General features: G+C 49.4%; 19 protein-coding genes and 1 pseudogene. 2 read left to right on the forward strand and 18 right to left on the reverse strand.

The window, feature by feature from the left end; translation table 11 throughout:
- The 3 genes and pseudogenes from Q0R17_RS19875 to Q0R17_RS19885 form a co-directional block, all read right to left on the reverse strand.
- A pseudogene (locus tag Q0R17_RS19875) lies at positions 1 to 1,018 on the reverse strand (hypothetical protein); the annotation flags it as partial.
- A 302-nt stretch (positions 1,019 to 1,320) separates the two neighbouring features.
- Entirely contained in the window at positions 1,321 to 3,129 is a 1,809-nt protein-coding gene (locus tag Q0R17_RS19880) for a cation acetate symporter (RefSeq protein ID WP_293938269.1), read from the reverse strand.
- On the reverse strand, positions 3,126 to 3,434 hold the full coding sequence (locus Q0R17_RS19885) for a DUF485 domain-containing protein (RefSeq protein WP_293938271.1): 309 nt from the start codon (positions 3,432 to 3,434) through the stop codon (positions 3,126 to 3,128). Before Q0R17_RS19885 ends, Q0R17_RS19880 begins: the two co-directional genes overlap by 4 nt.
- A 238-nt stretch (positions 3,435 to 3,672) precedes the next feature.
- Here Q0R17_RS19885 and Q0R17_RS19890 point away from each other — a divergent pair, with 238 nt between their 5' ends.
- On the forward strand, positions 3,673 to 4,560 hold the full coding sequence (locus tag Q0R17_RS19890; protein ID WP_293938273.1) for a LysR family transcriptional regulator: 888 nt from the start codon (positions 3,673 to 3,675) through the stop codon (positions 4,558 to 4,560).
- 282 nt (positions 4,561 to 4,842) lie between these two features.
- Here the strand turns inward: Q0R17_RS19890 and rpmG are convergent, their stop codons facing one another.
- From rpmG to flhB, 15 genes are all read right to left on the reverse strand, one after another.
- A complete protein-coding gene (gene rpmG / locus Q0R17_RS19895) occupies positions 4,843 to 4,998 on the reverse strand; it encodes a 50S ribosomal protein L33 (RefSeq protein ID WP_046350383.1) in 156 nt (51 codons plus the stop codon).
- A 17-nt stretch (positions 4,999 to 5,015) separates the two neighbouring features.
- The gene (gene rpmB, locus Q0R17_RS19900; protein WP_082752868.1) at positions 5,016 to 5,249 is read right to left on the reverse strand and encodes a 50S ribosomal protein L28; all 234 of its coding nucleotides are present in this window, start codon (positions 5,247 to 5,249) and stop codon (positions 5,016 to 5,018) included.
- A 653-nt stretch (positions 5,250 to 5,902) separates the two neighbouring features.
- Complete coding sequence (locus Q0R17_RS19905; RefSeq protein WP_293938277.1) at positions 5,903 to 8,242, reverse strand: DNA translocase FtsK; 2,340 nt, start codon at positions 8,240 to 8,242, stop codon at positions 5,903 to 5,905.
- Between the two features lie 191 nt (positions 8,243 to 8,433).
- A complete protein-coding gene (locus Q0R17_RS19910) occupies positions 8,434 to 9,408 on the reverse strand; it encodes a lipopolysaccharide assembly protein LapB (protein WP_293938279.1) in 975 nt (324 codons plus the stop codon).
- Positions 9,409 to 9,454: 46 nt separating this feature from the next.
- On the reverse strand, positions 9,455 to 10,198 hold the full coding sequence (locus Q0R17_RS19915; protein ID WP_293938281.1) for a 1-acyl-sn-glycerol-3-phosphate acyltransferase: 744 nt from the start codon (positions 10,196 to 10,198) through the stop codon (positions 9,455 to 9,457).
- Between the two features lie 113 nt (positions 10,199 to 10,311).
- Complete coding sequence (locus tag Q0R17_RS19920) at positions 10,312 to 11,052, reverse strand: flagellar motor protein (RefSeq protein WP_293938283.1); 741 nt, start codon at positions 11,050 to 11,052, stop codon at positions 10,312 to 10,314.
- Between the two features lie 9 nt (positions 11,053 to 11,061).
- Positions 11,062 to 11,802, reverse strand: coding sequence for an RNA polymerase sigma factor FliA (locus tag Q0R17_RS19925; RefSeq protein WP_293938284.1), 741 nt, complete (start codon positions 11,800 to 11,802; stop codon positions 11,062 to 11,064).
- Positions 11,803 to 11,846: 44 nt separating this feature from the next.
- Positions 11,847 to 12,428: an ABC-type transport auxiliary lipoprotein family protein gene (locus tag Q0R17_RS19930; protein ID WP_293938285.1), complete on the reverse strand. Its 582-nt coding sequence runs from the start codon at positions 12,426 to 12,428 to the stop codon at positions 11,847 to 11,849.
- A 69-nt stretch (positions 12,429 to 12,497) separates the two neighbouring features.
- Complete coding sequence (locus tag Q0R17_RS19935; RefSeq protein ID WP_293938286.1) at positions 12,498 to 13,550, reverse strand: MlaD family protein; 1,053 nt, start codon at positions 13,548 to 13,550, stop codon at positions 12,498 to 12,500.
- A gap of 335 nt (positions 13,551 to 13,885) precedes the next feature.
- Positions 13,886 to 14,629 (reverse strand): ABC transporter ATP-binding protein, encoded by a 744-nt coding sequence (locus Q0R17_RS19940; RefSeq protein ID WP_293938289.1) that lies wholly within the window; start codon positions 14,627 to 14,629, stop codon positions 13,886 to 13,888.
- On the reverse strand, positions 14,629 to 15,699 hold the full coding sequence (locus Q0R17_RS19945) for an ABC transporter permease (RefSeq protein ID WP_293938291.1): 1,071 nt from the start codon (positions 15,697 to 15,699) through the stop codon (positions 14,629 to 14,631). Before Q0R17_RS19945 ends, Q0R17_RS19940 begins: the two co-directional genes overlap by 1 nt.
- On the reverse strand, positions 15,699 to 16,586 hold the full coding sequence (locus Q0R17_RS19950) for an AAA family ATPase (protein ID WP_293938293.1): 888 nt from the start codon (positions 16,584 to 16,586) through the stop codon (positions 15,699 to 15,701). Before Q0R17_RS19950 ends, Q0R17_RS19945 begins: the two co-directional genes overlap by 1 nt.
- Positions 16,579 to 18,123, reverse strand: coding sequence for a flagellar biosynthesis protein FlhF (flhF, locus tag Q0R17_RS19955; RefSeq protein ID WP_293938295.1), 1,545 nt, complete (start codon positions 18,121 to 18,123; stop codon positions 16,579 to 16,581). The genes Q0R17_RS19950 and flhF overlap by 8 nt, the downstream gene beginning before the upstream one ends.
- Before the next feature lie 407 nt (positions 18,124 to 18,530).
- Complete coding sequence (gene flhA, locus Q0R17_RS19960) at positions 18,531 to 20,624, reverse strand: flagellar biosynthesis protein FlhA (RefSeq protein WP_293938297.1); 2,094 nt, start codon at positions 20,622 to 20,624, stop codon at positions 18,531 to 18,533.
- A 122-nt stretch (positions 20,625 to 20,746) separates the two neighbouring features.
- Positions 20,747 to 21,883, reverse strand: coding sequence for a flagellar biosynthesis protein FlhB (gene flhB / locus Q0R17_RS19965; RefSeq protein WP_293938299.1), 1,137 nt, complete (start codon positions 21,881 to 21,883; stop codon positions 20,747 to 20,749).
- 158 nt (positions 21,884 to 22,041) lie between these two features.
- On the opposite strand from flhB, the gene Q0R17_RS19970 reads away from it, so the two are divergent.
- On the forward strand, positions 22,042 to 23,151 hold the full coding sequence (locus Q0R17_RS19970) for a flagellar hook-length control protein FliK (protein ID WP_293938301.1): 1,110 nt from the start codon (positions 22,042 to 22,044) through the stop codon (positions 23,149 to 23,151).
- Positions 23,152 to 23,210 lie beyond the last annotated feature (59 nt).

Below are 23,210 nucleotides of genomic sequence, written 5' to 3' on the forward strand. Positions count from 1 at the left end.
GGTCGATGCCGTTTTTATCGGTGGCGAGCGTTTGCAGGGTATCGGACAGAGGCACTTCTTTGCTGGAGCCGATTTCATTGGCTGCCGTTGGGCGACCTGTGGTTTTGCTGCCGTCGGCATTTAAAATATCAGTGACTGAAACAAGGCTGGCTACGCCGTCTTTTAAGCGCATTACGCCAAATTTAGGCGTGAAATCAAGGGCGGGGAATACTTTTGTGGTGGTTCCATCGGCCAGAGTTGGCGAATCGGCATTTGGGCCACGATCGCTTAATACGTAAAATTCAATTGCGCCGTCGCTGGTTTTGCCTTTAAAGGCTAAAGCCGAGCCCATGCTAAATGGAAAACCATTTGGGAAAGTGGCTTTCAGGCCCGCTAATGTGCCCGGATAGGCCACATTAAATTTGGGATCGACCACAATTTGATACTTGGTCACGCTGATATCGCCAATCTTGCTGGTATTTTCTTTGCCAAATTGGCTGGCGAGGGTGGATTCAAAGTGCTCGCTGGCTAAATTACGATCACGCACCTTTAGACCGAGTTTGGCAAGCTCTGTGCCAAAGTCATTGCCACTTGCGGCTAATTTGATGCTGGATTCTGTTAATGATTTTAATAAATCACGCTGGGTGGCTTCAAGCTTAATGCCATTGCTTGGGTCGCCATCGCTATCTAGTGTTTGCAATAATTGGGCAATATTTAGTGCTTTATCATTAAAGCCGCCGCTTAAATCTGCAGGGGATAATTTAGCCGTAGCAATGGCTTTGCCTAAGACAACGCCACCAATTCTAAAGGTGATTTCATCACCCACTTGATATAAATAAAAGCCATCGACTTTGGTGTATTGCGCGCTTGGATTACTGGTGGTGCTGTATTCTAGGCCTTCTACTACTGAATCTTGAAATATGCCGCTGATAATAAATGGCTTATTATTTGTGCTGGTGGTGGTATCGGTGCTGTCGCTATTGCAAGCGGCTAATAGTGAACTAAGCGCAATACTGAGCGCAATTGTGCGGCGTTTCATTGGAATAACCCTGTTATTAAAATTAAATGAATAGTGCCATTTAAATATGACAAAGGGGTTAAGATTGTAGTTTAAGCTAATGTATTGATTAAATTAGTTTTATCTTTTTCAGGGGGGGATTAATCGATCCTATCAACTTAAGCCTGCGTTTTTAGTAGGGCGGGTGAAACCCGCGAGCGGCACTGAAAAACACACGGGTTTCACCCGCTCTACTAAAATCTATAATAAATTTAATTATTAAATTGGCATAATAAAAAACGCCATGCATTGCGCATGGCGTTGTGTTTTTTAATTAAAAATTCTTAATGTTTTGATGCACCTTCTGCACCTACCCCTGTCATAGAGCGGATAAATTGCGGCAGGAATGCAGCGCGTTCAGAATCAGCTTGGGCGCTCTTATCGGTGATAGAGAATATCCATGTCATTAGGAAAGCCAATGTCATCGAGAAGATGGCTGGGTTTTTATAAGGGAATAGCTCGCTGCCCTTAGCATGGCCCAAGGTATCTACCCAAACGGCTGGGCCTAGGATAATCAGCACAACGGCGCAGATCAGCCCAGAGTAGCCGCCAATCACAGCTCCACGAGTGGTTAAGCCTTTCCAGAACATCGATAGAAAGAGCACGGGGAAGTTAGCCGATGCCGCAATCGAGAACGCCAAGCCCACCATAAAGGCGATATTTTGTTTCTCGAACATAATCCCTAGCAATATGGCGATGACACCTAGGCCAACAGTGGCATATTTGGAGACGCGAATCTCGGTGGCTTCATCTGCACGGCCTTTACGCCATACGCTGGCGTATAAATCGTGTGAAACCGCTGAAGCACCAGAAAGAGTCAGGCCAGAAACCACCGCCAGAATGGTGGCAAAGGCCACCGCCGAGATAAAGCCTAAGAATAAATCGCCACCCACTGCGTGCGAAAGGTGGATCGCCGCCATATTAGAGCCACCTAGCAACTTGCCTGCGGCGTCTTTATACGATGGATCGGTAGAAACCAACATGATCGCGCCAAAGCCGATAATGAAGGTGAGGATGTAGAAGTAACCAATAAAACCAGTCGCTACAAATACAGATTTGCGCGCCGCTTGAGCGTCTTTTACCGTAAAGAAGCGCATCAAAATATGCGGTAAACCTGCCGTACCAAACATCAGTGCTAAGCCCAGCGATATCGCATCAATAGGATTAGAAACCAAGCCACCAGGGGCCATGATGTTTTTGGCGGCTTTAACGGCGGCTTTGCCTGCATCAGATGCTTTTTCTACCAGCGTAGCGGCATCAGGTGAGTGGTTGGCCACTGCTTGTGCAGCAACGTCGGAGGCCGCAGAGGCTTTGATTGCTAGCAGCTGTGCGCCCGCTTCTTTTACATGAACGGCTTGGGCAAACATGCCTTCCACGCTAAAGTTCACATGTTTTAGCACCATAAAGGCCATAAAGCTGGCACCAGATAAAAGCAGCACGGCTTTAATAATTTGCACCCATGTGGTGGCCAACATGCCGCCAAAAATCACGTAAATCACCATCAGCACGCCAACCATCACCACAGCGGTGCTGTAATTTAGGCCAAATAGCAGTTGAATGAGCTTACCTGCGCCCACCATTTGGGCAATCAGATACAACGCCACCACAACCAGCGTGCCAGTGGCCGCAAAAGTGCGCACTGGGCCTTGCTGTAGGCGATAAGACGCGACGTCGGCAAAGGTGTATTTACCTAGATTACGTAGACGCTCTGCCACCAAAAAGGTAATCACTGGCCAGCCAACTAAAAAGCCCAGCGAGTAAATCAGGCCGTCGTAGCCGGTATCAAATACTAGAGCGGAAATTCCCAGAAAAGAGGCTGCCGACATATAGTCGCCAGCGATAGCTAAGCCATTTTGAAAGCCGGTGATTCCGCCACCAGCTGAGTAGAAATCTTTAGCCGAGCGTGTTTTACGCGCTGCCCAGTAAGTCACGCCAAGGGTAAAGGCCACAAATAGAAAAAACATAATAATGGCGTGCCAATTGATGGGCTGCTTAGTTACAGGGCCATCAATGCTACCAGAGGCCCAAAGCGGTAGGCTGCTTAGGGCGAGAAGGGCCGCAAGGCCTAATTGTTTTTTGAACTTACTGATCATTGCTTGGCTTCCTCAATGATTTCACGGGTTAACTGATCAAATTCAGTGGCGCGGGAAACATAAATACCTGTGAGCACAAAGGCGGATAAAATCACCAAGATACCAATAGGAATACCAATGGTGGTGATACTGCCAGCTGAAAGCGGGATCCCTAATGTTTTGGGAGAAAAGGCGATAACCAGAATAAAACCGTAGTAAATCACCAGCATGACTGATGATAAAAGCCAAGAGAGGCTGGTTTTTTTCTGGACCAATTCAGCAAACTTTGGATTTTGCTGAATCCGGTCAATGATAGGATCATTCATTTAGACATCCTCCTAAAACAAGGTGAGATCCACTAGGGGTGCTAGCAGTGGATAGGCAACACTTACTCTATTCGAGAGGGGGTGGGTATGCTAATTGCAATTTTTGATGCACAAAATCAGCAAAGCTGATGTTGCAATGCACAGAACGTATGGGCGGCTTTATTTTAAATGCACACACTCTCAGGCTTATTCTTGGGAATAAGCTGACAGGATTAGGGTTTTTGAGCATACTTTCTGGATGGAAATCTATCAAATACGCACCTTGGTGGCCGTTGCACAGCAGGGGCACCTCACCCAAGCCGCAGAGCTGCTGCATTTATCGCAGCCAGCCGTCACTGCGCAAATTAAAGCCTTGGAAGAAGAGTTTGGCTTGCCGCTATTTGAGCGTTTCCCCGGTGGTGTGCAGCTCACTGAGGCAGGCAAATTGCTGCTGCCCGATGCAGAAAATATTCTGGCTTTGGCAAGAGCGATGCAAAATCGTGCTAAAGGGCTAGCAGGAGAGCCCCGAGGTAAGGTCAAGATTGGCACCATTGGCGTGCCTGCAAGGCTGCGTTTAGGCTCTTGGTTGGCTCATTTACGCGAGAAATATCCGCTGATTTCGGCACAAACCACCCATGGTATTTCGGTGAGTGTGCTGAACGATGTGCGGAAAAAAATCCTTGATGGTGGCTTTTATCTGGGGCGTAATCCTTATCAAAATGTGACCACTTTGCAACTCACTGAGATTGGTTTTTGTGTTGCTCTGCCACCAGCCTTAGCAGGTGAGTTAGCCAATGCAGATTGGAAAACACTTGGTAAAACAGCTTGGCTTGGCTTGTCGCAATTTACTAGCCTTGCTGAAATTACTTTAGAGCTATGGCGCAGCCAAAATATTGCTCCAAAAGTGGTTGGTGAGTTTGATGAAGAGGCTACTTTGGTTGAGTTAGTTAAAGCAGGAATGGGGGTGGCGATTCTGGCTGAGCGCACGGCCAAGCGTTTTGCCGCGGATGGCTCGATTGCCTTGTGGCGGGGGGGGGAGATTGCAGTGCGAGTACCGCTACAGTTTATTTACTCCGCAGATAGGGAGCATGATCCTTTGATTGGCATGCTGCGTAGCTCGCTGAAAACGGAGTGGGATCTAGCCTGAGAGGCTTGTCCACGAAAATCACGAAAATTGCTTGAAAGTGCTTCGTGCCGCTGTGATTTAAAGATCAACAGTGGCTGCATGGCATATTGTTTCGTGGTTTTTTTAGTGGGCTGCTTATGTCTTTTAGCAGGCAAATAAAAAAGCCAGACGATGTCTGGCTTCAATAAAGCATACTGGTTCGATAGAACAGATGCTTCTTATATCTTGCTACTGCTTTACTAGAAATACAAAAACCCCACTGGGAGCAGGGTTCTAGTATGAAGGTACCGTGCAACAACTGAATTACTTCAGCTTGGTTTCCTTGTAGATCACGTGTTTACGAACCACGGGATCGTACTTCTTGATTTCTAACTTAGTAGGCATAGTGCGCTTGTTCTTGGTCGTTGTGTAAAAGTGACCAGTACCTGCGCTGGATTCCAGCTTAATTTTTTCACGCATGATTTCTTACCTCAGCCTCAAACTTCGCCACGAGCGCGGAGATCCGCGAGGACGACTTCGATGCCTAGTTTATCGATAGTACGGAGTGCAGCGTTAGATACACGCAGACGAACAAAGCGGTTTTCACTTTCTACCCAGAAACGGCGGCTGTGTAGATTAGGAAGAAAACGACGCTTAGTTTTGTTATTGGCGTGGGAAACATTGTTCCCTGTCACTGGGCGCTTGCCGGTGACTTCACATACTCGTGCCATGGCGGGTAATTCCCTGACTTCTGAGAAAAACCGGATTTATAGCATAGATCCACTCTTTGTTTCAAGAGCTATGTCACTTTGCACTCAGTTAGGCAGAAAACTTTCTTGCTGTTTTTCAAGGGTTTTGGCGGCTAAAACCAGTCTTTCTGCGGCTTTGGCGGGGCTAATGTTGTTATTTTTTTGCTAGAGAAAAATGATCTTAAAAAATACACTTTTTGTGGCATTGTCTTGGGTCATATTACTGAGTCCAAGATGGCACTTAGCTATTTTTGAGCTAGCGAGGCTAAAATTTTGGGCCGATTCTTTGGCTAAGCATCGCATTTTTTTAAACTCGTATCACTGCGGGTCGAGAAATTACCTTTGTGTAGGTTGAAATTAATATGCTTGGTTTTGCTTGGCGTACGCGGAGCAGAGGATTGCAGTTGAAATAAAGGCTGCGTGTCGATAGCAAAGCCATAAGCCTGATTCAGGCTTGTACTGCTAGCCTTGGCTGGTTTTGTATGTAAAGGCGTCTGTACCATTGTTGATCCGCTTTAAGTGGCCGTTCAAGGCCATAAAAGCTTTACGTTTTTAGCGTGTGGGGCTGGCAAAAGGTGAGCAGCAGGTGGCGATGCTTGGGCTCTGACCACCTGCAGTTTAAAGAGGATAGTGGCTTATTCACTCGCAGGGGCTAGTACAGTGCGATTGCCATTGGTTTCCATGCCACTAACTAGGCCAGAGGCCTCCATCTGCTCAATCAGCCTTGCAGCGCGGTTATAGCCTATTCGCAACTGGCGCTGTACCGATGAGATGGAGGCTCGGCGGCTTTTTAGCACAAAGGCGACAGCTTCGTCGTAGAGCGGGTCGTTTTCGTTATTGCTTTCATTGCTGCCCCCCCCCGCAGCGGCTTCTGCCTCAAAGCCCCCATTTAAGATGCCATCGATATAGTTAGGCTCGCCTTGCTGCTTCAGATTTTCCACCACTTGATGCACTTCGTTGTCGTCCACAAACGCACCGTGTACGCGCAGCGGGTAGCCACTGCCGGGCGGCAAGAACAGCATATCGCCTTGCCCTAGCAAGGCTTCTGCCCCCATCTGATCAAGGATAGTACGGCTATCAATTTTGCTGGAAACCTGAAATGCCAGTCGCGTGGGAATATTGGCCTTAATCAGCCCTGTAATCACGTCTACCGATGGGCGTTGGGTGGCTAAAATCAGGTGAATGCCAGCCGCGCGGGCTTTTTGTGCCAAGCGTGCAATCAGCTCTTCAATCTTCTTGCCCGCTACCATAATGAGGTCGGCAAACTCATCCACCACCACCACAATAAAGGGCAGGTGCTCTAAGCGTTCAGGGTCGTCCGGCGTGAGTGTGAATGGATTAGTGAGGGGCTTACCGGCTTTTTCGGCCTCGCGTACTTTTTGGTTGTAGCCAGCAAGATTACGCACCCCAAAGGTACTCATCAGGCGATAGCGTTTTTCCATTTCGGCCACGCACCAGTTCAGCGCGTTGGCGGCCAGCTTCATATCGGTCACTACTGGAGCCAGCAGGTGCGGGATGCCTTCGTAAACTGATAGTTCTAGCATTTTGGGGTCGATCATAATAAAGCGTACTTCGTCGGCGGTGGCCTTATAAACCAGACTTAAAATCATGGCATTGACCCCTACCGATTTACCCGAGCCGGTGGTGCCTGCCACCAGCATATGCGGCGCTTTACCCAGATCGGTCACAATGGGCTTGCCGGTGATGTCTTTACCTAATGCAATGGTTAGCTTGCTAGCCATGGCGTGATACGGCTCGGAGGATAGAATCTCTGATAGGCGGATCATCTGGCGGCTTGGGTTGGGTAGCTCTAGGCCCATGCAGGTTTTGTCTGGGATGGTTTCCACCACCCGAATCGATACCAGCCCTAGCGCCCGTGATAAATCCTTCATCAGGTTCACAATTTGCGAGCCTTTCACCCCAACTGCAGGCTCAATCTCATAACGGGTAATCACGGGGCCTGGGTAGGCTGCAATCACTTTGACTTCAACATTAAAGTCGGCGAGTTTTTTCTCGATCAGCCTAGAGGTGAATTCCAGCGTGTCCTTGCTAATGGTTTCTTTAGCTGGCGGCGCTGGGGTCAGTAGCTTGATCGAAGGTAAGGCTTGATTGCTGGCAATAAGCGGCAGATCTTCGGCGTTAAATAGCGGCACTTGCGCGGCTTTCTGCTGCTCTTCTTGTGCTTTTTTGCTGAGCGGTTTGGGCACTGCTGGCGCTTCGCTATGCGTGGCTTCAATCCGCACGGGGGGCTTTTCGTCGAAGCGTTTTTTCTCTGAGGTGACTTTCTCACTACGGATAACCGTGGCTTCACGGCCAATTTTTCTATCTTGATAGGCTTGGATTGCATCCTGTGTTTTAAGGAAGGCTAGCTCCATCACCGTGCCTAGGTTTTCCATTAAGTGCAGCCAAGAAAGCCCTGTGAATAGCGAAACGCCGATGCACATGGTGGCCACTAAAAATAATGTTGAGCCAGAAAAGCCAAAGCTTAAATACAGCCACCCCCCCAAGGACACACCCAGAATGCCGCCTGGAGCTTGGGGTAGGGCCGCTGTGAGGCTATGCAGGCGCAATGCTTCAAAGCTAGAGCTGGATAAAACAATCAGCAGAAAACCAATGCAGGCAAACAATACGGTCGGGCGAGCGCCATCGCTTACATGATCGATGCGGCGATAGCCCCATAAAATGGCGGAGAAACAAAATCCCACCCACCACCACGCCGAAAAGCCAAATAAATACAGTAAGACATCGGCAATCCACGCGCCCACGGCCCCGCCACGGTTATGAATCTCTGGCCGAGTGGCGCTGTGCGACCAGCCGGGGTCAATGGGGCTATAGGTACTGAGGACAAGCACCAGATAAATAACCAGCACAACCAGAATAAACCACCATGATTCGCGTAATAAAATGGCGATTTGCGGCGGTAAGGCGGCGCGGCTAGAGACGTTCGCGACGTTTTTTTTACGAAATATGGCCATTTGGGCTGATGCTACTCAATAGATATGCGGCTAATTATAGCGGCAACATCCTACAAACAGCAGTGGGCTACTGCATTTGGGTAATAAACCATAATATAAGGGGGATGGGCGTGTTTCATTTTATGCAATCTTTGTTAAAGAGTTGCCCTGATAAAATCACTGTGGGCATGGCATGCCGTGGCCCTATCGCTCTAGGACGCTTTTTTTAGCTCGTTTAAGCGGGTATTGGCTTCATCAACGGCCTTGCTGCTTTTATTGATTTTTAAAGCAAGAAACTGTTCAAAATTAGCAATGGCTTTTTGTTTATCGCCTTTCCTTTGATAGGCGATCGCCAACCGGTATTGTGCGCCGATATTTTTATCTAAATGTACGGCCTGCTCTAAGCTTTGAATGGCAGGATCAAGTTTTGATTGCTCTAATAGGCTTTTGCCTAATCCCAAATGGAAACTCGCTTGATTGGGGTATTGAGTGAGCAGCCGCTGGAAAAGGGCGGCCGATTTATCGGCTTGATTGTCGTTTAAATAAGCTAAGCCCAGTTGTAGCCAAGTGTTTAGCAAGGCATCTAGCTCATCGCCAGCCTTTGTGAGGAGCAATTCTGCCTGAGCGTGCTCAAACTTATCAGCGGCAATCAATACCGAGGCACGCAATAAATGGCCTAAATTAGGCTGTAATTTAGCGAATTCCTCGGTATTGGCTTTGGCTTTGCTAATGCTGCCCCCCACAATACCTGGCGCTTGTAAGTAAAAATTATTGAGGCCATCGCGTGCTTCGTATGATTGGGGGTCTAATTCAACTGCACGGGCGAATTCTGCTTTGATTTTACTGGCGTATTTAGCGGCAGTGAGCATGCCGGAGTTTTGCACCATCGTGCCATAGGTATTGCCTAGCCATAAATGGCAGGCTGATGAATTAGGATTAATTTCAATACATTTTTCTAAATAAGTAATTGATTCTGCTAGGTGTTTACTATCGCCACTCAGTACAGGAATTTGCCCTAGGCCAAGTAAAGCAATATCGTCTTTGGGATTGGCTTGCAGCTGCGCTTTTAATTGTTTTTCTGCTTCAGCATATTTCTTATCATTGAGTAATTGTTTGATATCTGCTTGGCTTGCTTGTGCAATGAAGGTGAGAAAGGCAAGGCAAAACATGACGATATAGCGGTGCATATCAGCATCCTGTTTTTTGTGCTGGGATGGGTGGATACAGAGGGGATTATTCTAGAAAGCGTTGTTGCCATGCTAGATAAAGCGCATAAGTGTGGCGCGAATATTCGTCTTTATCTTTAAATTGCTTGGCATCAAGTGGATCAAAAATATGATAATGGGCTACTTTATTCGGGGCGCAAATGATCTGCCAGAGTTTTTTCAATAGTGTGGTATTTGGGGCCCATTCAAAAGCCTCTTGCGCCTCGTAATGTAAAAAAACTGGCAAGATAGGCACACCTGTTGCTAATGAAACAGTAAATGCGCCATAAAGAAATTTATCCCATAAACGCTGGCCTTTGCAGCCGCCTTCTGGATAAAGCGCAATTGAGTGACCCGCTAGCACCGCGCTAATCATATTTTGCAATGCGGCTTGCCGAGCGTCTTTTTGCTCCCGTTGTACAAATAAAGTGCCTGCCGCCTCGGCAATCCGCCCAACAAACCACCAATTGCGTACTTCGGCTTTGGCTAAATTTCTAACAGGGAAAAAAGCCGGAATGCCGACATCTTCAAAGGCTGAAGGATGATTGGCGATCAAGATATATTGGCGAGGAAGGGGGGCTTGGTGGTGCTGGTGTAAACGCAGCTCTACTCCCAGCGCCCTAATAAAACAACGGCACCAGCTCTGAAATAGTGTGGGGTAAAAACCGAGCCAAGCCATCGGCAGACGGGCTAAGGCCATCATCAAGAGCGTAAAACACAGCAGATCCAGCCCAGCAATAAGAAGACGAAGCCATTTTGCAAGCCAAAGCATGGGAGTTCTCCGCAGGGCGATGGAGGGGCTGGGATGAAGTGCAAAAATACGGCGAAAATTTTTACATCACGATAAAAGCGGGCTGCCTGCGGATGGCGCTTACAAAAAACGGCTTAAGATAAAAACCCTGCTAGTTTGTTTTCTAGCACCCTTGGATTTTCACCATTGGCGATGGCAACTAAGCCTTCGAGTAACATTTCACGGCGTTTAATTTCGGTTTGGATATGCTGTTTTAGCTTATGTGCAATGGGCAGAAACAGCAGGTTGGCCATGGCAACCCCATAAATGGTGGCGACAAAGGCCACGGCAATCCCCGCGCCTAGCTTGGATGGGTCGGTTAGGTTTTCCATCACATGAATCAGCCCCATTACCGCGCCGATAATGCCGATGGTGGGAGAGTAGCCACCGGCCGCTTCCCAAATTTTGGCCGCGGAGCGTGCACGATCTTCAAATGAATCAATATCAAGCTCCATCGCGCGGCGGATGACTTCTGGCTCGGCTCCATCTACAACCATTTGCAGTGCGCGTTTTACAAAAATATCTTTTTCACTTTGCACATAGGCTTCTAAAGCCAATAAGCCACCACGACGAGCTTGTTGGCTCCAGTTTAATAAAACGCCTAGTTGTTTTTTAAAATCATGTTGTGGGGGGAGAAACACCCACTTCACCATTTTTATCCCTGCAATAAAATGATCTTGCCGAGTTTGCAACATGACGGCCCCTAAGGTGCCACCCGTCACAATTAAAAAAGCTGTGGCTTGCATCAAAGACGCAACGTGGCCGCCTTCTAAAACTTGGCCAAGAATCACTGCAGTTAAGCCTAGTAAAATACCAAAAATACTAATTTTATCCATAAGTCTTTATCAACTCGTCCAATCGCCTAATCTGGCCCTTAAGCGGGCAATGGCTTGGCTGTGCAACTGGCAAACCCGTGATTCGGTTACACCTAGCACAGCCCCAATTTCTTTAAGATTGAGTTCTTCATCGTAATACAGCGCCATGACCAGTTTTTCACGCTCTGGTAGCTCGTCAATGCCCTTAATTAAATTTTTCTGAAAATTTGCATCTGCCAGTTGCTGCAGCGGATTAATCGCATGGTCGGCAGCGTATTGAACGCTGTGGTGGTTTTCATCTTCGTCTTCAAGATCTTCAAGGTGCACCAGTTGGTGGCCTCGCGCTTCGCTCAGTAGGTCTTGATAGGCTTCTAAATCGAGCTGTAGGTACTTTGCAACTTCACTTTCTAGCGGCGCTCTACCTAGTTTGTGGCCTAGGGCCAGCATGGCGGCTTCGATATCGCGCATATGCTTGCGGGCGTGGCGAGGCATCCAATCGGCGCTTCTTAATTCATCGAGCATGGCACCGCGAATACGCTGTGAGGCAAAGGTTTCAAACAGCACTCCTGCATTCGGATCAAAGTTTTTTGCCGCTTCCATCAAGCCCATCATGCCCACTTGAATCAAATCATCGACTTCTACACTCGCAGGCAAACGGCTCACCATATGATAGGCGATCCTTTTGACCAAGGGTGCGTGCCGAGTGACGTAATCTTCATCTTGGCTTGCCTGAGTCTGACGATAAAGGGATAGTGCGCGTGGCGCTGCCATTTGTTTCTACTGTGAGGGAGGCTAAAATCAGTTTAGCCGACCGTCTAAGAAGTTGGGGATGAAATCAGTTTGCTTTCTAATTGCTTAAGCGTACTGGCAAGTGCTTTGTCTAATCCTGCCGCTATATTGCTAGCACTCGTGCCAGATAATGGCTCGTTTGCCGTAAGAATAGTATCGAGTATAACAGGGGACTTCGCAGAGCTTAAGCGTATATGCAGTTTTGCTACGGCAATAGGCTTTGCTTGCAAATCGGTATGCAGCGTGAGCAATTCACCGCTGAGTTGGTAATCTGCGGTCTGATTTGAGGATAAGGGCAGCACTTCGCTAAATAAGCCACTGCTTTTTAACCAAGTTTGCGCATGGGCTGTTATTAAGCCTGTTGGGGAAGATAGCCATTCGCGGTAAGGATCTTTGGCAAAGCGTTGGGCGCTTTCACGGTAAAAAAAGTGACGCTCGCCAAACGGAGCTTGGGCGCTAAAGGCATTGATTTGCAGCGTGCCTTTAAATTGCACCGCATGGCTGAGCCCGCTGCGCTCAATCACAGGCAAATAAGTTTCTTTGCTAGGAATGGCCGTGCCGCAGGCGGCGATCAAGGCACTACAGAGTAAGAGAATCAGGCGTTTCATAGGGATTTAGCCATTTTAGAGTTATTTTCTGATGGTAAGAAGTCGACGCTTTTTACTGTGTAACATCCGTTATTTATTTGGTAAAACATAAGGCGCGGGTGGTTTACCAAGTAGTAGCCCGGTTGGGTTTGCTCTTGCAGCTTCACTGATTACGCGTAAGTCTTCGCTGATTTGTTGCATATTATTGAGCGTGCTATCTAAGCCGCCTTCATGTTGCTCTAGTAGTTTATCTAGGCGGCTTAAGCTGCTCTCCATTTTGTGTAAGCTGCCAACGAGATGTGGGTTTTCTAGCAGGGCGCGTGCTTGTTTGGCGCTGGCGGCTAGATCGCTTGGGGCGCTGGCCCAAGCTGGATCGGTAAGGAGTTTTTGTAAGGCTTGATTACTGCTACGGGCTTCGTGCATCAGGCCACTGGCTTCGGTACTGAGCTCAGAGAAAGGAATTTTTTCTAGCTTATCCGTAATTAGAAGCATTTTTTGTGCGAGGGCTTGCAAAGGAATGTCATTCATCTTGCTGTTGGCCGTGCTTAAGACTTGATTTAAATTGTTGATTAAGCCTTCAATATCTAGCTTTTGTAGGCGTATCGCCAAGTTTTGGGTGGCGTTGACAAGCTGGGCCACGGTGCTTCTGGCTGAAGGAATATACAGGTGTTGGGGCTGCCATTGCATAGCTAGGCTGGGGTTGCGCTCTAGATCTTGATAGTCAATTTCTAAGTAGCTAGTACCCGTTAGGCCTTGAGGATTAAGCCGAATCCGCAGGCCTTTGGCGATTTCTTTATCTAAATAGCTTTGATCAGGAAACGGCATGTTTTTGCCGCCAAATAATTCAGGGCGAAGTTTGGTCTCGATCAGCACATATTGCTGGCGCTCACTGGGGGGCAAATCCTGCTGATAGCGTGAATATGTAAAGCCAATATGGCTGACCTCCCCCACGACCACCCCGCGATATTTTACTTTGGAGCCAATATCAACGCCCTGTACTGATTCATTAAAGTAGCTTTCTAAGGTAATGGTGGTGCGTGTCCAGCGGCCAGCCCCAAAAGCAATGGCGAGGATGAGGCAAATACTGAGGGCAGCTAGGACAAATACGCCTAGGCGAAAATAGTGCTTTTGTGTGGTCATCATTGGGCCAGGGGTTTAATGCGCTTTAACGATTAATCATTTTTATGCGAATGCATTAAAAATACTCAGTCCACGAACTGCAGGAAAAACATGAATAGACCCGCATCGTGATTGCTCTTACTTGTTGAATCCGTCATGGTTTAAATATAAAGCAGCTCAATCCATTGGGAGCCTCGAAAAACCTAAATAAAGATGGGTATTTCGAGGTTTCCAATGGCTTATGCTTGCAGATCAAGCAAGGAGATACGCTCAGTATTCCACGGATTTTTTCGTGCTTTTAGGGGACAAAAAATAGTTATGATTCGTAACAAAGTTGCGCGTCGGCAAGATAGATCGCCTTACAAGTGTCGGGTAAAAAAGTTGCTGATCCGAGGGTCGGGGTCTGCAGCTAGCGTTTTAGGTGCGCCAATGGCAATGATGCCCTGTGCGTGTTTATCCAGCATGATGGCGCGGTCTGCAATGGTGAAAATACTGGCTAGCTCGTGGGTGACCACAATAAAGGTGGTGTGCAGGCTATGTGCTAATTGCAAAATCAAGGCATCCAACTCGGCGGCGGTGATGGGGTCTAACCCTGCTGATGGCTCGTCTAAAAACAAAACTTGAGGGTCTAGGGCCAGCGCACGGGCAATGGCGGCGCGTTTTTGCATTCCGCCTGATAGCGCACTGGGTAAAAAATCTGCATAGGCATCCAGCCCCACCAAGCGCAGCTTTAGCCTGGCAACGATTTCACGGGCGGCATCATTGAGCGGGGTATATTCTGCCAGCGGCAGCATGACGTTTTCTAGCACCGTCAGCGAGCCAAATAGCGCCCCCGATTGATACATCACTCCAATACGGGCCAAGATACGCTGCCGTGTTTCGCCTTGCGCACTAATGATGTCTTCGTCGCCAATCAGTACCGCGCCTTGTTGCGCGGGCAAAAGGCCGATCATATGTTTGAGTAAGGTGGATTTGCCGCAACCTGATCCACCTAAAATGGTAATGATTTCGCCCTTGCTAACCTCAAAGCTGATATCACGCAAAATAACGCGATTGCCATAGCCGCATTGCAATTGTTTGACTTGAATAATGGCGTCTTGCATCACCAGCCCAATAAATAGAAAACAAAAGCAAATAGGCCGTCACTAACCACAACAGCCACAATGCTGCTCACAACGGCTTGCGTGGTGGCGGCCCCTACGGCGCTGGCTCCACTGCCCGCTTGCAAGCCCCTAAAACAACCAATCAGCGCGATTTCCATACCAAAGATGGCCGCCTTAAATAAGCCACCGGTAAAGTCGCCTAAATGCACAATGGTTGAAACGCGGCTGATATACGTTTGGATGGGGATATTAAAACTGAGCATAACAATGGCCGCGCCTACAAGGCCAATCAATACAGCACAAGCTGACAGCAGCGGGGCCATCAGCGTAGTGGCAATAATTCTGGGTAGCACTAAATAGCGTATGGGATTCAGGCCCAAGGTGGTGAGGGCATTTAATTCTTCGTTTACTTTCATGCTGGCAAGCTCAGCGGCAAAAGCTGCGCCAGTACGGCCAGCTAGTAAAATCGCCATCATTAAGGGGGCCAGCTCACGCACCAAGGATAGGCCTACTAAATCGGCAACAAATACTTCTGCGCCAAATTGACGCATGGGGATCGCCGATTGAAACGCTAAGATCATTCCCAAAAGGGCGGCAATCAGAGCCACGATAGGCAGGGCATCTGCGCCATTTTTACTGGCGGTGGCAATCACTTCTGTAATGCGCAGTTTACTGGGGGAGAGCAGCACTTGGTGCATGGCGGCACTGAGCTCGCCCAGATAGCTGATGGCGTGACGCAGCGCCGTTTTATGCTCGGCGGTTGCTTTGCCAAGGGCGGTGAGCCAGCCTATTTTCGCAGGGATAGGCGCTTGATAGAGCGGAGTTTCGACTTGAAACGCGTCGAGTAATTCGGCAAAGGGAGGGGCTAGCTGCTTGATCTTGGCTCCGCCCTGAATCAGCAGATAAAACAGCGCCACACCGGCCCCATCGCAATAGCTTACTTTGCTGGCGTCTACTTCACAGACACCTAGCTTGCTGGCTAGAGGCCAGAGAGGGGCAACCGTCTGGGCGTCTAGGCGGCCAGAGAGTTGGATTGTGTGGTCTGTGGGGTTGATTTCGAGTTGAGTCATCAGTGTTGAAGTTGTTCAGCCAGCAGGCGGCTGGATTCAACCAAGCGGTAAAGAAAGCCGGTGCGATCTAGGCTATGGCTAGGTTTACGCCAGCGCAGCATCACATCGGCCAGTTGGCGAAAGGCATGGCTGGATTCTGCGTCAGGGAAAGCATCCAGCACCGTGCGGCCTAAGCGCCCTGCTCTTTGTAGTTTTTCGTCTTCTGGCACATAGCCAATCAGCTTCATTTGCGCTGCATCGCCTAAATATTGTTTGGCGACGCTTTTAAGGCGGTTAAAAATCAGCCCCGCCTCGGTAATGGTATCGACGCGATTCACTAACACTCTAAATTCACGCCTTGCGTATTCTGTGCTGAGTAATTTAATGGTGGCGTAGGCATCGGTTAGCGATTCGGCGCTATTAGAAACAATCACCATTACATCATCTGCCGCCAAGCTGAGGCAGGGTACGCCATGGCCGGCGGAGGGGCGAGTATCGAGTAGCAAAAATTCAACATATTGGGTGAGTTGCTCAAACTCGGCGGATAGCCAAGTTAACTCTCGCTCATTTAGGCTGCTTAGCACCGTCGCTTTAGCGCAGATAGGCAGGATAGAAAAACCTGCATCGGTGGCCAGCAGGGTATCAGCAAGGGTCACTTCGCGGCGTAGTACATGATCTAGCTCGTGCTTTTGCTCTATGCGCATGCGATGGGCCACATTGCCCATGCCGCTAAATTCATCCAGCAGAATGACCTCACGATTGCGCTCGGCCAGTGCTGCGGCTAGGTTAATGGCCAATGTGGTGGTGCCACTGCCGCCACGCCCGCCATTTAAGCTAATGCTGCGGCAGGGAATGGGGGCAATCATGGCCCGCAGGCCCGCTGCCTGATCGGACCACAGACTAGCCACGGGAATGGCTCGCGTGATTCATATTAAAATCGAGCGGATTATCCATGGTGCCGCCTTGCGATCCCATATAGAGCGGGAACTCATCAGGCTTTAAGGTAAAAGCGCTATTTTGCGTTTCAGCCCTAAAAGCGCGGTCTACTAAGTAAGACACATTGGCACGGTGCAAGTCTTCTGGTACACGCTGGCCATTGGTTAAAAAGTGCAAGCGCAGCTTATGCCGAATCGCCACATCAAGGCAGCCGCCTAGATTCATGGCTTCGTCGAGCTTGGTAAGAATACATCCAGCTAAATGGGTGTTGCGGTAGCGGCGGGCTACATCGTCTAGCGTGCCGGTTTGGGCATTGGCCGCCAGCAGCAGCAGGGTAGAGACATTGTCTTCATCAAATAGCGCCAGTTGCTCGCTGATGCGTTGATCACGTTGGCCCATGCCGACGGTATCGATCAGCACTAAGTGCTTTTCGCTTAGATCGGCGAGGGTAAATTGCAGATCGGTTTCGTCTTTGACTTCGTGCACTGGCACACCAATAATGCGGCCGTAAATACGCAGCTGATCGTGAGCACCAATCCGGTAGCTATCGGTAGTGAGCAGCGCTACCGAATCTGGCCCGTGCAGTAGGGCGCAACGCGCTGCCAGCTTGGCCACCGTGGTGGTTTTGCCGACGCCAGTGGGGCCGATGAGGGCATACACACCACCACGGTTAATTAAATCATCGTCGGTGGTAGCGGCGGCTAAATTATGCGTGAGCGCGGCTTTAACCCAGCGCATACCTTGATCAAGCGTCATTTGCGCAGGCATTTTTTCGACCAGCTGACGTGATAAGGCGGGGCAAAATCCAGCGGATAGTAATTGGCGTAGCGCTTCTAGTTTTTCGGGGGCGTGGCGAGATAACTCTCCCCAAGCCATGCCCGCTAATTGGCTTTCTAATAAGCCGCGCAATAGGCGGATTTCCCGTGCAATTCCATCCATGGCTTCTTTATCAGCAGGATTTTGTGCCACGGGTGAGGCGTCATCTTCAAAACTAAAGGTAGGTAAGGCGCGTTCTGGCGCTGGGCGGCGTGGTGCTGGCGTGGCAGCCCGTGGCGGGGGGCGGCTGGGACGCGGCTGCTGGTATTCTGGATTACTATCTAGCGGTAAGGGGGCTTCTACTCGCTGCGATGCGGCGGGTGTGCTGCGGTTGCTGCGCAGCACCATAGGCTCATCGTGCACGATGTGATCGGTACTTGGCTCTGTATCGTCGTCATCAGGAATGGCGTAAGAGCGGGCGAGCGCCTTACTAATCGGTGCAGCGGCTTGGGCGCTTTGCAGCAGTTTTGCGCCATTTTGCGCGCCACGGCTGCTGGGGGCGGGGCGTGGCTGTGCTGCAACACTTTGGACATTGGTGAGGGAGGCTACATCGGCATCGGCTACGGCCATGATCTCTATCCCGCCACCCGATACTTGGCGGTTTGATAGGATCAGCGCGTCTGGGCCAAGCTCATCTCGAACTTGGCGCAGCGCATCACGCGTCGTTGCTCCGTAGAACTTTTTTACGACCATATCCAGTTGCCGTCTGAAAACACGAGTTATCCTTATGCATTGCGAGCAATGCGTATTTTGGGTGTTAGTTTAAGCTAACGAAAAATCAAAAAGATCGGTAAGCATACAGAAGAGGCACATCATGTGCGCCGCAAAAGGCGACTTGTTTGTTCTGACTTGAGTAAATAGCCATTCGTAATGTTGATTTTTATGTTTTAAGCATATTGAGTGGCTAATTAATTATTTATGATCTTGTTATAAAAAGACAATTATTTTTAGCTTATCTTTAATTTAAAGCTAGCGTGTATTGTTGCCGTTGCTTGCTTAACTGTAAATACTGTTTGCATTAATGCGCCTCACGTTAGGAATACTGCTCTGTTAATGAGGGATTAGGCGGTTTTGTTTTAAGGCCAAACAAGCAGATCAGTTTAATTTGCACCTAGCATCCCCACAATTCGAATGGTTTTGCTATCTGGTATTTCGGTATGCGCAATGACGCGTAATCCGGGAATAGAGCGGCGTAAAAAACGGCTGAGCATAGGGCGCAGCTGGGCTGGCGCAATCAATACCGTGCTTAGGCCTTGCTGCTCTAATTGATCAGATAATTCAGAAGCTTGCTTGAGTACGCGTTCAGCAAGACCAGGTTCTAATCCACCTTGTGCATTACCCGATACGGCAGAGAGCAGAATATTTTCTAATTGTGGCTCTAAAGTGACAACTTGCAATTCATTTTCACCAGGAAATAGCTGGTGAACAATCGCTCGGCCTAATGCCACCCGCACTGCGGCAGTAAGCTCGTCAATATTTTGGGTACGAACAATGTGTTCAGCCAGTGTTTCTAAGATGCTACGCAAATCGCGGATATGCATCCCTTCTTCGAGTAAATTCTGTAAAACTTTTTGCAAAGTGCCAACGGGAATAATTTTGGGCACTAAGTCTTCCAATAATTTAGGCGCTTCCTTGCCAAAATGCTCCAGTAATTGCTGGACTTCTTCGCGGCCTAAAAGCTCGGCGGAGTGGCTTTGTAAAATATTAGATATATGCGTTGCCACTACGGTAGCGGCATCCACCACCGTATAGCCAAAGGCTTGCGCTTGATCGCGCAAGGTGGCATCAACCCAAACGGCGGGCAGGCCAAAAGTTGGATCTTGGGTTGGTGTGCCTGGTAGTTGGCCAATGGCGTTGCCGGGGTTAATGGCTAGCCATTGGCCAGCAAACGCTTCACCGGTGCCTACATCCACGCCTTTGAGCTGGATTCGATATTGATTTGGCTTGAGCTCTAAATTATCGCGGATATGCACTGAGGGCACTAAAAAACCCAATTCTTGGGCAATTTTTTTACGAATGCCGCGAATCCGGCGGAGTAGTTCACCATCTTGGTTACGGTCTACCAAGGGAATCAGCCGGTAGCCTACTTCTAAGCCAACGGGATCAACGGGCTGTACATCGTTCCAACTGACTTCTTGTAAAGGGGCGGCGGGTGCGGCGGCAGGGCCTGCGGCTCCCGCTTGGCCAGCTGCGGCTCCTCCCCCTGCGGCATTAGCGCCTTGTAGCGCGAGTGCGGTTTTCTTTTGATCCAGCTGCCAGCCTATTCCCGCCAAGATGGCGGACATCAGTAAAAACGCGGTGTGTGGCATGCCAGGGATTACTCCCAAAATACCTAATACCGCTGAGGTAACATAAAGCACCTGCGGCTGTGAAAACATTTGCCCTAAGATTTGTTCAGATAAATCTTCGCCATCACCCACTCGCGAAACCACAATACCGGCCGCAACCGAGATAATCAGCGAGGGAAGCTGGGCGACCAAGCCATCACCAATGGTCAGCAGGGTGTAGGTTTTGCCTGCTTCGGCAAATGGCAGATCGTGCTGTGCCATGCCCACAATCAAGCCGCCGATGATATTGATCACCATGATCATAATCCCAGCAACGGCATCCCCACGCACAAACTTAGAAGCACCATCCATAGAGCCAAAGAAGGTGGCCTCGAGCGAGATCTCGGTGCGGCGGCGGCGTGCGTCTTCTTCACCAATCATACCGGCGTTCAAATCGGCATCAATCGCCATTTGCTTACCCGGCATGGCATCAAGGGTAAAGCGGGCAGATACTTCAGCAATCCGCCCAGCACCCTTAGTAATCACCACAAAATTAATAATGGTGAGAATAATAAAGCCGACCACACCAACGGTTAAATTATCGCCAATCAGCACGTGGCCAAAGGCTTCAATCACCTTACCCGCCGCATCTGCGCCGTTATGGCCTTCGGTGAGCACCAGTTTGGTGGACGCCACGTTGAGCGATAGCCGCAGCAGCGTGGTAAACAGCAAAATCGTTGGGAAACTAGAGAATTCGAGTGGCTTACGGGTGTAGAGCGCCACCATCAGCACGATGATGGAAATAGCAATATTAAAAGTAAAGAATAAATCGAGCGCAATGGCAGGCAGCGGCAGAACCATCATGCCGAGAACCATTAACACCAGCGCGGGGCCAGCGAGTTTGCTGTAATTAAAAGTGCGCCACATAGGGCTTTAAATTCTCTTTATTTGATTCAAAAGCTGGGGAGAGGATTTCATCCCCCATCCTTTCGTAGGGCGGGGTGTACCCGCTCTGCGCGATTTACCGCTGTCCGGCGACTGAGTGAATTTTAGGCTTCGCCACCTGGGTCTAGATCACTAGGCACAGGGAGGTCGGTGGAAAGATTGGGCTCTTCGCCTCCAAAATTTTGCCAATGCTTAAGCTGGTAGATATAAGCCAGTACTTCTGCGGCAGCAGTATACAGCGCGGCAGGGATCTCTTCCCCAAGTTCAGCATGGTGGTACAGCGCACGGGCAAAAGGCGGGGTGCGGACAATCGCTACTTTATGCTCTTTGCCCAGCTCAATAATCCGCTCTGCTAGCAAAAAAGCGCCTTTAGCCACAATCTTGGGCGCGCGCATGGATTCGGTATATTGTAAGGCCACGGCAAAGTGCGTCGGATTGGTGACAATCACATTGGCCTTAGGAATCTCGCTCATCATGCGCTTTCTGGCAGCTTCGTGCTGCAACTGACGAATCTTACCTTTAATTTCAGCCGAGCCCTCGGCATCTTTACCTTCTTGCTTCACTTCTTCTTTGGTCATGCGCAAGCCCTTGTAATAATCCCAGAGCTGATAAGGCGCATCAATCGCAGCCAAAATGGCTAAAGAGCTAATCACCAGCAGCAGGGTGTGTTGAACCATTTTCCACATATAGGGCATGCCTATTTCGAGTGGCATGGTAATCAGCTGGATAAACTCTTCTCTTTGCCCCCACAATACCCACGCCGCCACGCCGCCAATAAGACTGGATTTAAGAATGGTCTTTGTCATTTCAACGATGCTTTTCAGCGAAAACATCCGGCCTATCCCATTCATGGGATTCATGCGGGCAAAGTTAGGCGTTAAAGCTTCAATGGTAAATAACCAGCCGCCGATCAATACTGGCGTGATAATCGCCATCAGGGCGCAGGGCAAAATAATCGGTAGGCAAGCCATTAAAGCTTTTTGCGCTGAGCCAGTAAAATGCAGCAGCATTTGATTCGGGTCGCTAATGGTGGTTCGACTAAAGCTAAGTTCGGCAATAAAAATAGTTTTTAAAGTGCCGAGTAGCTCAGGCCCAAGCGAAATCAGCATGACGATGCCGGTCATTAAAATCGAGAATGTTGCTAATTCTTGTGAGCGTGGGATCTGCCCTTTACCTCGCGCTTCTTCTAAGCGCTTACTGGAGGCGGGCTCCGTGCGTTCTGCGTCTGAATCTTCAGCCATTATTTAATCCTCGCTGGCCGATGAAAAGATAGACCAATTTAATTGGGTGCACAGAAAAAATCCAGCCAAGTCCGAGTTTACTGTGATTTATTCAGGCTGGCACTGCAATTGCTTAATCAAGTGCTATCAGCAATAAGCCCGTATCGAGGAGCCTCGTCATGGCGAGCAATCTCACTGTTTTAGCCAGCGCCCAAACTAGCCGGTCAACTGACTCTCGTTCTTCCGTCTCGATGGGGGCAGAGCCTGCTGCTGGGCAAACATTTGCCAAAACTCTGGAGCGGGAAGTTAACTCTCGCCAGGAAGGAAAATCGGCTGATTCTGACAAACCAGCGCCCGCAACAGAAAACACCAGCGAAGACGAGCAGAAAGCCCAAGCAAGCAGTGCGCAAGCGGCCCAGCCGTGGTTGGCCATGCTACAGGTGCAAGCGCTCTCTCAAGCCAACGCGTTGACTCATGTTGCTAAAGCGGATGGTGATACAGGCTTTGTGAAGCTGGATCTGACTAAGCTCGGCAAAGGCTTATTAAGCGGCGAAGCAGGTGAAGGTCAGGACTTAACGGCTTTGGGGCAGTCTGATTTAAATCCTGCTCAGGCTTTGGCTAGTAATATTGATGCGGCAAAATTTGCCTCTTTACGGCAGAAAACGGCCGGTGACGCGAGTGCGTTTACAGTACCAGAAGAAGATTTTGCAGCTCTGTTGGCCACATCCAAAGAAAATACACCGCTGCTGAAGCCTGAAGCCGCCCCCGTGGCGGCCTTGCATACCCCTGTTGTAGAGGCTAAACCCGCAATGCCTACACACGTTGCAGAGCCGGTGGGTAGCTCCCGCTGGGGCGATGCCGTGGCGCAGCGGGTATCGATGATGTTGCAAGATAAACATCAGCAGATTGATATGCAGCTTAATCCACCGCATCTTGGCCCAATGGAAGTGCGTTTAACCATGTCGGGCGAGCAGGCGAGTGTGGTGTTTAGCTCGCAACATGCTTCGGTGCGTGAGGCGCTTGCTGCGGCTACACCTAGGCTAACTATGTTGCTGGCTGACCAAGGTATTCAGCTGAGTAATGTGCAAGTGGCTTCTGATTCATTAAATCAACACGCTCAGCAACAGGCGCAGCAGCAAGCTAGTAGTCAGCAAATGGACCAGCAGCATCAATCTAGATCAAGGCAATTTACGGGTAATTTGGCAGACAACTATAGTGAGGGGCTACCGCGTGTGATGACTGATGTTCACCTGCCTGTGGCGCGTAGCGGTTTAAATCTTTATGTTTAAACGGCGCGCCTCTTGTTGGTTTGCAGCAAGACTAGTGCCTTACTCTCTGTTTGTTAATG

Origin of the sequence: Iodobacter sp., from assembly GCF_025352645.1 — a bacterium.
Taxonomy (GTDB): Bacteria; Pseudomonadota; Gammaproteobacteria; order Burkholderiales; family Chitinibacteraceae; genus Iodobacter.